Source organism: Haloarcula sp. CBA1122 (assembly GCF_009741785.1).
Classification (GTDB): domain Archaea; phylum Halobacteriota; class Halobacteria; order Halobacteriales; family Haloarculaceae; genus Haloarcula; species Haloarcula hispanica.
The window spans coordinates 60,114-73,913 of the sequence record NZ_WPCB01000008.1 but is presented as its reverse complement, the minus strand read 5'-3'; the positions used below and the strand labels follow the sequence as shown (position 1 = coordinate 73,913).

Here is a 13,800-nt window from a genome sequence, read left to right as displayed (position 1 = left end):
GTTAGCTCCGCATCGCGCCGCCGTCGACGGGCAGGGCCGTCCCGGTGACGTAGGAGGAGCGGGCCGACGAGAGGAACGCCACCACGTCTCCGAGTTCCTCGGGCTGGCCAACGCGCTGCAGCGGCGCGTCGGACCACGATTCGATGCCCGTCTCGTAGGAATCGTACTCGCCGCGCTCGACGGCCGCCTCGACGAGTTCCTCGATGCGGGGCGTCTCGTGTGCACCGGGGAGGACGGCGTTGACGCGGACCTCCGGCGCGAACTCGCGGGCCTGGGTCTTCATCAGGCCGATGACGGCCCGGCGGACAGCGTTCGAGAGCACCAGGTCGTCGATGACCTCCCTGACGGATCGGGAGGTGATGTTGACGATAGTACCGTCGTCGGAGTCCCGGAGATACGGATAGGCGGTCCGGGTGGTCCAGACGGCGCTCATCACCAGCAGGTCGTACGCGCCGTACCAGTCCCGTTCGGTCGTCTCCATGAACGGTCCGGGGGCCGGGCCGCCGGCGCTGGTAACGACGTGGTCGAGGCCGCCGAAGGTGTCGACGGTCTCCTCGACGAGCGCTTCGATCTGATCGGGGTCGGTGATGTCGGCCTCGACGGCCAGTACGTCGCCGTCGCCGATTGATTCGAGCCGGTCCCGTGCCTCGTCGACGTGTTCCGGCGTTCGGCCACAGACGGCCACGTCGGCACCCTCAGCGGCGAGGGCTTCGGCGCTCGCGAGTCCGAGGCCGCTCGTCGCGGCGGTACACAGCGCTGCGTTGCCATCGAGTTCGAGGTCCATGTCCGGGAGAAGTACCGACTGTCCCAAAAAGTCCCGCTCGCAAACTGTCCCAGTTACCGTGACTGCACAGCGGCCTAGCTGCCCCAGAAGTTGTCCCGGCTCCCGAGACGCCGGCCGTCGTCGGGGTCGTCGTCCGTCTCGTCGGTCTCGGTGTCGCTCTCGCTGGTTTCGGATTCGGAGAGCTCTTCGTCCATCTCCAGTCGCTCGACCTCCTCGGCGCGGGCGTGGTTCGAGTGGACGTTGGTCACCTTGACCAGCGAGCGGGCCGGCGGGAGCACGCCGTCCACCATGATGATGAAGCCGTCCTCGGTCCGACCGACGCCGGCACCGCTCTCGTGGATGTCCTCGACGTCGACGGCGACTTCCTCGCCCATCTTGACCGGCTGGCTCTTGAGCTCCGAGATCGGCTGGTTGTAGTGATTGCACCACTCGGCGCCGCCACGGTCGCCGTAGTGGGTACAGCCCATCCCCTGGATTCGTTCGGTGAATTTGGGACAGTCGTCTGCGAGCGGACAATCGGCCATATCAGGGGATAACGTGGCCGCTGGCAAAACGCTTGCGACCCCATCTCCGCGCCGCACAGCCTGTTATTACGTTTGAGATTTTCACCGGCACACACTTTACTGCCACTCGCTGGTTGTCGCGTAGCATTCGGCAGCGCCCAGAGCTATGAGAACGCAGATGTCGGCAGGGCTGGTTTGCCTGCTTCTGGTTTGCACGTCTCCAGTCGCCCTCGGTGTCGAGTCGAGTCCACCGGCACAAATCGGCACCAGCGACAGCGATAGTTCGATTGATGTCCGGTACGCAATCGACAGAGAGCCGACCCAGACCGGTCGGGTACGGGTGACCGCGACGATTGAGCGACCACGGCACGTCACTGGACTGTCGGTGCGGACGCCGGCGGAGACGACAGTCCTCCGAGCCGACGGCCTCCGGTCAGATGGCGACCGCTGGCGTCTCAGCGGCGATACGAGGACAGCACAGTTGACCTACACTGTGCCGGTCGGACTCTCGACGACGTTCGGCCAGCGGACCGCCGGCACCGACAACTGGACGCTGCTGGCCAGACAGGAAGTGTCACTGCGTGCCCGCTGGCGCTGGCGCGCCGGGCCGCGGCCCAGATGGAACGAGTCGCTCGTACTCGCGCCTGGCCAGAACGGTGTCGCCGGGCGTACGGCCGCCTACATCGGCCCACACGAGACAGAACTCAGAACAGTCGACGGGGACCGAATCACCCTCGTTGTCCCGGCGGCTGCGGACCTGCGACCCAACCGAACCGCCGTCTTGGACTCCATCAGTCACGCGAAGCGTGCCTCGACCGCCGGAACGGATCACGACCACATCCGCGTGTTCGTCGCGCCGAACGAACTCGCACCGGGCGGGTACTCCCCGTCGAACGGCGAGTCGGATGTCATCGTCAACGCCGGCGAACCCGTCCGTTCCCCGGTCAACGTCTGGGTCCACGAGTACCGCCACACCCGGGAGACGTTCGAGACGACACCGGCGATGGACTGGCTCAGTGAGGGGAGCGCGGACTATCACACCGCGGCGCTCACCTACAGCGCGAGCGGTATCGAAAAAGACCAGTTTCATGAGAGGATTACGACCGAGCGCCACGAAACCGCTGACCTGACACAGCCCGATAGCTGGGACGGGCCGGGCGCGCAGTACCACAAGGGAACGCGTGTCGTCGCGGCTATCGACGCCCGCCTCCGGCAGGCGACCGACGGGAACCGAACGTTCGAAGCGGTCCTCGACGGGCTGACTCGGCGAGACGAGCGAATTACACTCAGGCTGTTCGCCGAGACGGTGTCGGCTGTCGCCGGGGACGACCTCGACGCGTTCGTTCGACAGGCTGTCACTGACACCGCGCCGTCAGTCCAGACCGACGCGCTCACTGATCGTGACCTGCAGCGAAGCGGCGTAGCGGATACGACCGACCGGCAGGCGAATTTCGCGCCGTCAGTCGATAGCAGCCCGGCCACAGCGACCAGCGGCGACGACGAGGGCAAGCACGGCGTCGGTACCGCACGGCCCGTCACCGACCGTCACGGGGAGTGGACCATGCTCGGGACGCTCGGCATACTGTCGGTGGTACTGGTCGGTCGGCAGCGACGGCGCAAACGGCTGTAGCGCTTCGATGAGCGCTTGGCCTACTTTGAGAGCGTCGCTAGGCCACGCATCGCGTCGGAGCGCTAACGCGGCGTTCTGTGCCGAATATGTTTTTCCACAACTGTCATGCCGGCCGCTTACCTGTCACCTGACAATGGCATCACAGTCCATTTTCGAGCGGATCGGCGGTCGCGACGCGGTAGACGCGGTGGTCTCGGACTTCTACGACCGGGTGCTCGACGACCCGGTACTCGACCCGTACTTCGAAGCGACCGACATGGACCAGCTCCGCAGCCACCAGGCGCAGTTCATCAGTGCCGTCGCCGGCGGACCGGTCGACTACGACGGCGATGACATGCAGACCGCCCACGAAGGCATGGGAATCACCGAAGAAGCGTTCGCCAACGTCGCGACCCACCTCGAAGCCGCGCTCCGGGAGAACGGCGTCCCCGACGACGACGTCGAAGCGATTCTCACTGAGGTCGCTGCCATGGAAGACGACATCGTAGAAGCGTAGCACCGGGGTTCGGACGCATTCAGACACAGCGCCGGAGCCGTTCGGAGACCGGAACAGCTCGGTGTCGCTGTAGGGCTGGCCCTGTGAGCAGGCACAGTCCCAGTAGTAGCAGTACCGATGGTTCACCCGTGTTTTCAAAACAATAGCTGGGTGTGAAAATGTCGCTGTTTCATACGTCTCGCCGGGAAAACCATGGTTGTGGAGGGTGCGAAACTGATACCATCCCCCCAAGTCGGGTTCCGTGCCTCTGACAGGTCATGCGAGCCGACTAGGTATTGGCAGTAGTGCACCCTTCACTGCGACATTCTAAAGACTGGTTCTGGTGAGACATACCGGCGGTGACAGGCATTTTCAGAGCGGTCAGCCGGCAGCGAACCGTGGGGGACGCTGGAATGCGACCGATGGCGCGCTTGGTTGTTTTGAGAATGTGACTCCTCGGCGTGTAGCGTGGCTGTCTACGTTGCTTTTATTCGGAGATGGCGGGATGGTGGGATTCTCACCCGAGGCCAGGCCTCACTTCGTTCGGTCTGGCGTGATTCGAATCCCCCTGCGTGCTGCGGTTCAGCACGCTTCACTATCGTTCAGCGGCTTCACGGGCACGGTGGGAACCTGAATATCGCCAATTCGCAACGTTGATTTTAGTATTCATTGTTCTCAAATATCTGGAAGGAAATCGCTACGCTGTTCAGCCTGTTCGCGATCAGAACGCCGGTCGTAGTGACGGTCGAGAATATCCGTACTGGCGTTGAGTCGATCCTTCACGACTCGGCGGGGCACATCCTCACGACGGTAGTAGGTCACTCGGCCACTGCGAACATCGTGAGGAGATCGGGCCGAAGGGCACTTACTGGCGTGGTCGATGTGCGTGGCTTCGCAGTCATCGAGATCGCGGTCATGCGGGCAGTCCTCACCGCGCCAGCAGGGACGAGTGATCCGATACAGTGTCGTTCGGAACGTGTTGCCAGCTGGTCGACCGTTTGATGTTGTGAGCAGGGGTTCTCGTCCGTATTCGTCGGTCACGTCGTCCCGGTGGAAATCGATGTAGTCCTCGATGTACCGAGCGGTCTTCTCACTGATTCGGTTCCACCGAGTTCCTGCCTCTCGGTTCTTGAGCGGCGTGTCTGTTTCAGGACGGTGGACAAACTGTAGGGCGGGCCCAGAGAACCGTGGGTGATCGCCCTCCAAGTCCACGTCTTCGAGGTCGAGGCCACGGATTGCGCCAGTACGCGCACCGGTTTCCCAGAGCAGAGCGAGGATGATGTGGTCGCGCGTGCTGGGACGGGCCTTTTCGAGATAGTCCAGAATCTCAATTGCGCGCTCAGGGTCGAGCGTGGTCTCCGACACGTCCTCGCCGTTGGTCATCGTCGGCAGCGTCAGCTTTTCAAAGAAACCCTGTGGGACAGCGTCAATGTCAGCAGCAAACTGGAGGAAGCGACGGAGTGTCGCCAGCTGGCCCTTGAGCGTGACTGTCTTGATAGGGTTACGTCCGTCACCCTGTCCTTCGCGTCGCCAGATGCGATACTTGTAGAGGTCCCGACCAGTGAGTTCGTTCAGGTTCCCGATACCTTCCTCATCGCAGAACTGCACGAACGCCTGGAGACGATGCTTGTTGCTCTCCCGTGTCGACTTTGCGTGTTCGTCCACCATCGCGTCGTGAAACATCTCGACGGCCTCATGGGGCGGGATCGGATCGAGGTCAGTCAATAGAACCACCTCTGGGAGCCGGGCGAACGCTGGGCTTTTCATCTGGCGAGGCGACTGTCGTCGTGCGGGGCGTAGCCCCCGTATCGGTTCCGTACGACATGGATCAGGTGGCGGAACCACCCTTCGGGCCGTGTTCCAGCACGGCCCAGTTCTGAATGGCTGAGAGCCATCAGTGGGCGGCCCACAAGAACACTATTACCCAGAAAGTGCATAAATGTATCGGGAAGCTATATTTGATTAGTTGGTAAGAAAATGCACGTAAGGACTGAAATAGGTGGGTCGAGTAATATTTGTAATTCAAATGCGCTTATCCGGTTCGTGGCAGAGCGTCTGGGACGACCGTATCCTCGAATGGATGCGAGAGAACGAGGGTACGGGAACACCCAAAGAAGTCCACGATAGCGGGTTAGTCCGCGTTTCGAGAACTCAGGTTGGCCGACGGATGAAGAAACTCGCCGAACATGGGCTTCTGACACACGTCGGTAACGGAGCCTACGTGATCACTGACAAAGGGAAAGCGTATCTCGATGAAGAATACGACGCCGAGGAAGGCGTCTATATCAACGGTAGTGGCCCAACGGAGCCGTCGACGAGTGCAGACGCAGAGACGAACGACGTGTAATCGCCCTCCACCATGACGATTCGAAAGACCGCCCGCTGGCAACGAAGTATCGACGACCGGATACTGGAACACCTTCGGGATGACTCGGTGTCAACAGCCAAGCAGATGGCTATCCGTGACAATATTCACGCGACAGAAGCGCAGGTACAAGACCGGTGTCGGGTGTTGGCCGATGCTGACCTGGTGGCGTTTCTAACTGAGGATCAGGATTTTGTCGAGTTGACGACTGAAGGCGAGCAGTACCTTGAGGGCGAGATCGACGTGGAACTGTATCCGTATCCGCGGCATCCGAAGGCGATGGAATAAGTCGACCCGGTGGGTGGGTCGGTGAGTGGGTGGAAATGTATCAAATCACGATTGATTCTGGAATCATTAAGGGAGTATATCTGATTCTAAAAATTCCCGTAGCTTGTCAATTTCCAAGGATGAAACTTCAGAGTTCTCTTTAAACCGACTAAAGAGGCGGTCTACATCAGATCCGTAGAGTGAGATATACGACTCATAATCGTCGAGTTCAGTTTGATAGAGGCTTCCGTCGTTTAGTGTTATATATAACTGCTTTTGGAATTCATTTGAGTTGTTCCGAATGGTTTCCATATTTTCGTTGAAACCGATATGCAAGGCAAGAAGAAATTCTACATGCATGTATACAGGATAGCCATCCCATTTCTGGGTTTTATTTAGTCTTTTTGCAGCAACGTTCATGCTACCCTCATCCTGTGCGTTCGTTACAATAATGAAATGTGACAGATCCGTTTTAGAGGAGGTTATTTCTTCAGACCTGATTATTCGATACACATAATCTCTGAGCCGACGGGTCTCATCAGAATCAAGTTCAAACTTTTGCGAATTAGTGAATTTCGCATCATACGTTATACCCTCTCGGTATTGACCTTGACCAGTCTTGAAAAATAACTCAGCAAACCCGTCCGAGATGTTTCCTCCACGCTTATCTCCCCACTGCTGGGCTGTCGGTACTACTTGATTTATTATATGGAAGATCTCTTGTTCGAAGCGGCTGGAGTCTGAGCTGGAAGGCGACTTGCGAGCTTTGGTGAGTTCAGTATAGGCAGATTGAGCATTCGACGCTATTCGCTGTTGAGATGCGCGTTCAACCTCATGAACAGTTTTAGTGATATGATCTTTCGGGAGATCACCGGAAAGATCTCTATCAATAATCTCAGCCAAATCAAGCCTAGATACAGGAGCTTCTCTCATTAAAGCAGCATTTTTAACCTGACCTGGGTTAACCACAACAACCGGATTCAGCGATTTTTTCAGAAGTTCGACGGCATTTTCTGTGAGATTTACATCGTCGGTATTCAGATGAATGTCAACAACACTTGATTTTCCATGTACCCTAAGGAATTCATATTTTGTTTGATACACTCTCTCGGTTCGTTTGCCTATATATTCTATACCTTCTCGTTTAAATAGCGATTTCAGATACTCCCGTACTCCTACCTTGGAAATTTTCGGGACGTTATATTTAGCAACTAATTCTAATTCGCCGCCACAGCTGGCACATTCGTCGGTCCTATTTGGATATCGTTTCCCACATTCCATACAGGAATGTGGAGTGGCCTGGCCGACAGTAATCACCCCTGTTTGAGCAAGCATTGAGACTAAATCTTGATTTGGATATGTTTTAGAGTTGTAGGAAGCGGGGTCCTTAAGTATAGAAGATATTACAGCAACACGGTCTCCAGTTACCCAATGGAGAGGGATTTTTTTATCAGGAGGAAGACCAAATTGATCATGGAAATCATTACGGAATTTCTCCTTGATTCGGTCTCTTTGTGTATCTATGTTTGTATCTAATCTAAAAAACCCAGCTTCTATCGATTGCTCAAAATTTATCTTTCCAGGTTGTCCATCAACTTCCAGCCATAATTTGCTGAGATCGTCAACCTCTGCAGAGGTCACATCCGGTACAAGGGAATCAATTAGAGGTCGTATATCCCGCCCATAGCTCTTTTTAGACAACTTGATCGGAGATGATGGTGCAATATTTGTTCTTTTGAATTCAGCTGCAAGAATTCGGTTTCCGGAGACATCATCTAGATCGGCGGTGAGTTGGTCTGAAAATACCTCTTTATTTACATCATCAGATTCAATACTGGTTTCCAAATCGAATAGATAAATATCCAGTTCGTCCTGAAGAGTATCTCGCAAGACATTCCGAATATTAGTATTTGAGGTCGCGATACGGACTTTATTATCTGATTCGATTATTTCGAAAAACACAGCCGAAAGGTTGCGTCGACGTTGAGTACCAGTAAAATCACGACGTGCCTGATCAGATGTTTGGCGACTAATGTTGAACAGGACACCCTCTTTATATTCTATAGTGTCACGCGGATTGTGTTTATAATAGTTAGATTTTGTTCGATGAGCCAGAGTACTGGCAATTGACTGAATAGATTCTTCTAATTGGCTTCTGTAGTCAGAGGGAAGTTGACTTTCGACTTCATAAACATATACGTCGCTATGTTTGGACCATTCACTGTACATTTCGATTTTATAAATAAAATCGTGATTTCCCTGTAGTAGTTGTTTTAGTACGTATCTATACTCAGTTTCTTTAACAACATCATCACCTCTCTTTTCACCTAAATCTCTCACTGCTAGTTTTTTCCCAGAAACGACACGATAGATTGAGTAAAGAAGAATACATTTGTTTCTATTTTTGAATATGTCTTGGTATAGGTGATTAGTGTCCTCCAAATCCACTCCACAGATCTGCGTAATATACTCTAGGGTCTCAGCATCAGCATCTTGAATAACATCCTTGAATTTGTCTTTATATTTACCACTCCAGTTTTCTCTGAACTCATCATAATTAACTTCAACTCCATCGAGAACCGTTTCCGTCTCTGGAATAGTCATTAACTGACATCTAGCTTGGGAATATAAAACAGTGTTTGTCAATTGAGAGTTATTTTACAGTATTATGAACATTCTCTCTTTTTTTACTTGCAGGAGAATCATACCCCCGATGATCAGGATAGATTCCGATTAGCCTCAATATTCGAGCTTCCACGGCAAAGGCGTGTACTGACATGACAAGGACATCTGTTTGTTCCTACATTCGGGTTTTTGAGGATGTAAGGGGAGATCAAATCGAGTGCCTACGGCGTGATCAGCAGGATAGCCGTGCTTACGCTGGTAATTATTTGGTTCCGACAGTGCCACATCTTACACGAAGATAATATTGGTAAGTAACTATCTGATAAGAAGTGTTGAGGAAGTATAAATATATGATTTCACCAGTAAATTGAAGTAGGTAGTTTTGAATTGTAAAACCACGCTATGAAACGTCGTGATGCGATTAAGGGTGGTTTGGGAACACTTCTTTCGACTGGCATTGCAGGATGTGGAATCCTCAGTGGGAGTGATGTCCAAGATAGCGACGGTGACGGAGTAATCGATTCAGAAGACTATGCACCACAGGACCCCAATGTGCAGGAGAAATCTGATGTTAGCGGTTCAGATAGTTCTCAGAGCTCCAGTCCTAAGACCAATACAGGATCAAACTCGGATAGCGAGCTAATTGGAACTGCTGTCGGGAAATACAAAGCGGGATACCAGGGAATGCAGAGCAGCAAGGATCTTCTCGGCACAGCTATCGATTCCTATGGTCAGGAGAATTACGGATTAGTAGAAATGTCCTTGGAAGGTTTTGAGAGCGATATGAACGAGTTTTCTGAGGCCTTCGGTGAAGCGGCCTCAGCAGCGAACGAATTGGGCGAAGCCGAAGTTCAGCAATCAGCAATTGCGGGTCAAAATGAGATCGAGCACCTAGTAAGTGCAGCCGATAGTATACGGGGTGCAGCAAAAGATGCCAAGAATGAGAACTGGAATGACTCAGATGCCAAGTTAGCACAGGCTCAAACAGCGATTAAGAGTGCAGACAAACGGCATAAAGAAATGATGAAGCCAAGTGATGTTGAATCTAAGATAATGGAGATTTGAGTGATTAACCAGCTATAGATGGGTTGTGAGTAGATAAAATATAAGATTGGGAGACAGAATACAAGCAGAGGTACAAAAAAGGAATGAGCGTCTTCGCAATATTGTGTCCAAACGATTTATAATAAACCTCCATTAGATATACGACATGACTATAGAGGTTGAGGATGAAACGGGGTCTAAGTCTAATTTTAAGGAGATCTTTGATGAAACTCCAGAAAGCATCTCGATCTTGCCGACTGGTATTGAAGAAGAAGATGGAGAACAATATATTATATATCCAGAAGATAGCGACACAGTTCGAAAACTAATAAGACAATCAGATCTTGAAATTTCGGATATATATTCAACCGAAGAAGGAACTATATTAGTACTCCGTTCAGAGGAATTAATAATACCGACGTTGTGGATGGCATATACATTCACGAGAGATAATTGGGATCAGATAAAGTATGCAATTGACAAGATATCTAATCACTATTCAGAGCAATATAATCAAGAGGTCAAGATGAGTGTCGAACAGGAGAGGTCTGACGGGACGACAACTCGACTAACTTACACTGGACCACCAGAAGGTTTAGACGAACTATCTGAGGGAGTTGCTGAGATTATAGATACGGAGGAAGAAAATGAATGATAATATTGAATCATTTGCTTCTCAGTATACAGAGGTAGTAACGGACTGCGAACGATTTGCTTACCTCCCGAGGGACATAGATAGACAGAAAGAATCCATTAAAAAGTTAACTGAATTGCTTGAATCTTCTGTAGAGGTACATAAGTCAGTAATTGCTGAGAAAGATGAAGAAGCTGCGAACCAGCTTCTTGTTTTTCGTTGTATGGCTGACTCTATTAGATATAATTTAAAAATGTGGATCGACCTGAAGAGGGAAGATTGGGAGAAAGCTTGGGATGCACTGGTTGATGCACAAGAAAAAGCCAAGAGCGCTAGGGCAGCTCATGATATTTCTAAGGATTGTAATGTCGATTCATATCTCGAAAGATTAGAAAATATAGAAACGAATATTTTTCCGCCGCAAAATTTCAATAGTCCTGAGTTGATTATAAGTAAATTCTCATGCTCCCTTTGCAAACAGGATTATAGTGAATGTGGACACATCGCTGGCAAACCTTATTGGGGAGTTTTTTGCCAGAAAGTACCCGAAGAGATCGTGAAAATGCGGGCTGCAGCATTGGTTGATAATCCAAAAGACAAAAAAGCTCGAATGACAGAACACGTCACTGACGATGGTATGGTACGTGATCAAATGACATGGGAAAAGCGAGAAATGGACGAAGACGAAGCTGAGAGATATAACGACCGGTCTGACGAGGATTTCATAACTCAAGGCGTACTAATGACAGCCAGCGACAATAGCGGAGATTTCAGCAACTATATGCCTGATTAACCGCCAACAGTGGGTGATTTACTATTCTGTGGGTCCCCGTTCATATAATAATTCAATCAGATTATCCCATCCCACATCCTTCTCGAATAGCCCGGCTCGAAGATTCCAAGCCCAAGGTGCGGCGTCGTCCGGATCGTAACCAGTTGCTTTCTCGATCTCTTCGAGACTGCCACCGAACAGCCGATCAGTCGGTGCGTCAGCATCGGCAGGCCACGTCTCAAAGAACTCCGCGCTCTTTTTCGCCGCCTTGTACATCGCCAACGTTGAGAGACGCTTACGCTCAGGATGAAGGTCCTTCCCTGTGTGAACAACGACAGCTTCCATGTCCACGCCGATCTTCGCGTAGCGTTTCGCCAGCGGCGTGTACTGCTCAGCAACTTCACGGCGGTTCGTTCGAGCATCGAAGTGTGTGGAACCCTCGTCGATCAGGATAGCCTTCGGTCGGTCCCGATGTTCGAGCAGCTGCACGGCGAGATCGTGAGCTGACGTGACGACAATATCCGTCTGTTCCCACGTCCGGACGTTCGAGAGTACCAGAAGGTCATCGAGGTCGAGCGCCCGCAGCGTGATCAGGAGGATAGCCGTGTTGGTCTTGCCCGTGTTCGGGTTGCCCGCAGCGGTGAGAAACGCCGGAGCGCCGTTGTTCTCGATCTCGTTCAGGAGCATCATCGGGAGCCGCAGCGCCGAGGCATCGAGGTCCTGTTCAGTGACGCCGACAATATGGGACATGACCGAGCCGTTGCCAGCAGCGACGGCTTCCGTCGCCGTATCGGTCAGGACCTTCGAGGAGATCGCCTTTCCGAGAGCCGTGCCCTCGAACGTAGAACTACCTACCGGTGACCGGTCGGTTTCTCGCATCGCAGTTTCCATGAACGACAGCGCCGCGCGGTCTTGCTGGTCCTCGACGATTCCAGTGTGCGGCAGCAGTCGCTCGTCGCCGTCGAGTTCGCCCTGTACCTGTTCGTAGAGCTTCGCAGCAGTCAGTAGGTGTTCGTCAACGCTGTCAGTCATCAGCGGACACCTCAACAGAGTCGGAACTGTCCTCGACGAGCTGATCCCGGAACGCGTATGCGAAGCCGAGCAGCGGAACGACAACTGAGACGACAGGCAGGGAACTGGGAACAGGACGATAGGCAGGATCGTATATCTGTTCTCCAGCGTTCTGCGTCACCTCCAGTGGCACGTCAAGGGCCTGCGGTGGAACCGACCAGATGCCGGCCCAGAAGCCAGCTACGAACGTCACAGCAGCAGTTACCACGACGATGCTTTTCTCACGATGGGTTAGATTGAGTTCAATCATCAGCGGGAACACCTCCGTCACCAGCGCCAGCGAGATCGGCGAGGTCCTGGTCAAGATCGATGCGGACGCCCGGGACGTCCGACTCGGGAGACTCGTCGTTCTCGGCAGCGCGGATCTTTCGGTCGAGGCCGAACTGTTCGATAGCCGAATCTATCTCGTCGGTCAACCCCTCTCCTTCATCTGGAAGGGTGCCACGCTCGAACGTCGAAACGATTCGGAGAACCGCCTTGCGCGTGGCATTGCGGATGATCGTAAACGCCTGGGCTTCGATGGCGAAGCCGCGCTTGGCGTCAGCTTCGAGCTGGCCGCGACACTCTTCGACGGCCTGGAGCGTTCGCATCAGCTCCCGGTCAGAGAGGGTTCCGCGCCAGCATCCTTCAACGGTCTGGGCTTCGAGGTTGACGTTCTTGCCGAAGGCAAGATTGGGACTCACCCAATCGAGTTGGCCGTCCTCGACGGACCACTCGCGGAACCGTTGCCCAGGTGTCCGAAAGATACCGCCTTTCGTGTGACGGGCGTCAATGTCGACGAGCCAGACGTAGTTCGGGTCCCAGAGAAGCGACCGGACTTTCTTGCCTGTCGGTCGCCCGGCCAGCGGAATCGTTACGAGCGCACAGAGTCCGATCAGACGCAGGCTTCGCGGGAGTTCGTAGCCGAGAATCGACGCGATGACGAACAGGACGATACCGACACCCGACGCGATCAACAGCAGGTTGTTCGTGAGCCAGCGGAACAGTCGATAGGTCCGACTGTGGTCCGGGCCAGGGTCAGCGTTGTGTGCCATCTCGTCGCGGTCGAGATCGGGATTATTCTCGTCGTCGGTCATGCCAGTCGCTCACCTCGCTGGGCCGACCCGATTTTCGCGGAGACGGCTTCGTACAGGACGGCAATCACGACACCGAGCGCACTGCCGAGGGCAGCGTTGCGAACGTCCTCACCACTCCACGGACCAGTGATGATGAACGAATTGGGCTTGCGGAGGTAGTGGAACCGCTGCTGCTCGATGGACTGCTCAGTCCAGAGTGTCACGCCACCGCTGGATGGCACTCGAACGGTGGTCGTCGTATCCGCGTCGACGACAGCCGCACGGAAAGAGACGCTGCCCGCTTCCGATCCGGCGTCAACCTGCGGAGCAACACTGACGACCTTGTACTCGTCCGACCAGAAGTCGATGACCAGCTGGCCGTCCTGGTAGCGGTAGTCTGTGACCACCACGTTCTCGTCAACGACGAGTTCGACATCACTGGGTGCGCCATCAGGTGCGGAGACGTTCGTCGAGGCCGCCGTCTTGTTCGTTGTTTCCTGCGCTGCCGCTGGTGCAGCGAGAGCGATACAGCTGACGATCAGTATGAGGAGTATAGGCGTACGTGGGTTCATAGT

Annotated in this window: 15 protein-coding genes; 7 read left to right on the top strand and 8 right to left on the bottom strand. The window is 53.8% G+C overall.

Going from position 1 to position 13,800, the window contains the following annotated elements; translation table 11 throughout:
- Position 1: 1 nt before the first annotated feature.
- Positions 2–784 (bottom strand): SDR family oxidoreductase, encoded by a 783-nt coding sequence (locus GJ630_RS05140; protein WP_014039064.1) that lies wholly within the window; start codon positions 782–784, stop codon positions 2–4.
- A gap of 74 nt (positions 785–858) precedes the next feature.
- Positions 859–1,308: a TRAM domain-containing protein gene (locus GJ630_RS05135; protein ID WP_151102720.1), complete on the bottom strand. Its 450-nt coding sequence runs from the start codon at positions 1,306–1,308 to the stop codon at positions 859–861.
- A gap of 145 nt (positions 1,309–1,453) precedes the next feature.
- On the opposite strand from GJ630_RS05135, the gene GJ630_RS05130 reads away from it, so the two are divergent.
- Complete coding sequence (locus tag GJ630_RS05130) at positions 1,454–2,917, top strand: hypothetical protein (protein ID WP_014039062.1); 1,464 nt, start codon at positions 1,454–1,456, stop codon at positions 2,915–2,917.
- Between the two features lie 133 nt (positions 2,918–3,050).
- Complete coding sequence (locus GJ630_RS05125) at positions 3,051–3,413, top strand: group 1 truncated hemoglobin (RefSeq protein ID WP_050037307.1); 363 nt, start codon at positions 3,051–3,053, stop codon at positions 3,411–3,413.
- A gap of 654 nt (positions 3,414–4,067) precedes the next feature.
- On the opposite strand, the gene GJ630_RS05120 is transcribed toward GJ630_RS05125, so the two are convergent.
- Complete coding sequence (locus tag GJ630_RS05120) at positions 4,068–5,075, bottom strand: site-specific integrase (RefSeq protein ID WP_191449505.1); 1,008 nt, start codon at positions 5,073–5,075, stop codon at positions 4,068–4,070.
- Positions 5,076–5,418: 343 nt separating this feature from the next.
- Between GJ630_RS05120 and GJ630_RS05115 the strand changes: the two genes are divergently transcribed.
- A complete protein-coding gene (locus GJ630_RS05115; RefSeq protein WP_023843043.1) occupies positions 5,419–5,739 on the top strand; it encodes a helix-turn-helix transcriptional regulator in 321 nt (106 codons plus the stop codon).
- Positions 5,740–5,751: 12 nt separating this feature from the next.
- On the top strand, positions 5,752–6,045 hold the full coding sequence (locus GJ630_RS05110; protein ID WP_050037305.1) for a hypothetical protein: 294 nt from the start codon (positions 5,752–5,754) through the stop codon (positions 6,043–6,045).
- Positions 6,046–6,111: 66 nt separating this feature from the next.
- On the opposite strand, the gene GJ630_RS05105 is transcribed toward GJ630_RS05110, so the two are convergent.
- Complete coding sequence (locus tag GJ630_RS05105; protein ID WP_191449493.1) at positions 6,112–8,628, bottom strand: hypothetical protein; 2,517 nt, start codon at positions 8,626–8,628, stop codon at positions 6,112–6,114.
- Positions 8,629–9,051: 423 nt separating this feature from the next.
- Between GJ630_RS05105 and GJ630_RS19445 the strand changes: the two genes are divergently transcribed.
- The 3 genes from GJ630_RS19445 to GJ630_RS05090 all read left to right on the top strand — a co-directional run bounded on the left by GJ630_RS19445 (position 9,052) and on the right by GJ630_RS05090 (position 11,120).
- Positions 9,052–9,714 carry a hypothetical protein gene (locus tag GJ630_RS19445; protein ID WP_197427620.1) on the top strand — a complete coding sequence of 221 codons (663 nt, stop codon included), beginning with the start codon at positions 9,052–9,054 and terminating at the stop codon, positions 9,712–9,714.
- 145 nt (positions 9,715–9,859) lie between these two features.
- Positions 9,860–10,348 carry a hypothetical protein gene (locus tag GJ630_RS05095; protein WP_191449492.1) on the top strand — a complete coding sequence of 163 codons (489 nt, stop codon included), beginning with the start codon at positions 9,860–9,862 and terminating at the stop codon, positions 10,346–10,348.
- Positions 10,341–11,120, top strand: a complete 780-nt coding sequence (locus GJ630_RS05090) for a hypothetical protein (RefSeq protein ID WP_191449491.1) — start codon at positions 10,341–10,343, stop codon at positions 11,118–11,120. The genes GJ630_RS05095 and GJ630_RS05090 overlap by 8 nt, the downstream gene beginning before the upstream one ends.
- 21 nt (positions 11,121–11,141) lie before the next feature.
- On the opposite strand, the gene GJ630_RS05085 is transcribed toward GJ630_RS05090, so the two are convergent.
- From GJ630_RS05085 to GJ630_RS05070, 4 genes are read right to left on the bottom strand one after another with little or no spacing between them, the layout of a single operon-like run.
- Positions 11,142–12,131: a hypothetical protein gene (locus GJ630_RS05085; RefSeq protein ID WP_191449490.1), complete on the bottom strand. Its 990-nt coding sequence runs from the start codon at positions 12,129–12,131 to the stop codon at positions 11,142–11,144.
- Positions 12,124–12,420, bottom strand: a complete 297-nt coding sequence (locus GJ630_RS05080) for a hypothetical protein (protein WP_191449489.1) — start codon at positions 12,418–12,420, stop codon at positions 12,124–12,126. The genes GJ630_RS05085 and GJ630_RS05080 overlap by 8 nt, the downstream gene beginning before the upstream one ends.
- On the bottom strand, positions 12,413–13,246 hold the full coding sequence (locus tag GJ630_RS05075) for a hypothetical protein (RefSeq protein ID WP_191449488.1): 834 nt from the start codon (positions 13,244–13,246) through the stop codon (positions 12,413–12,415). Before GJ630_RS05075 ends, GJ630_RS05080 begins: the two co-directional genes overlap by 8 nt.
- Positions 13,243–13,797, bottom strand: a complete 555-nt coding sequence (locus tag GJ630_RS05070; RefSeq protein ID WP_050037299.1) for a hypothetical protein — start codon at positions 13,795–13,797, stop codon at positions 13,243–13,245. Before GJ630_RS05070 ends, GJ630_RS05075 begins: the two co-directional genes overlap by 4 nt.
- Between the last annotated feature and the right edge of the window lie 3 nt (positions 13,798–13,800).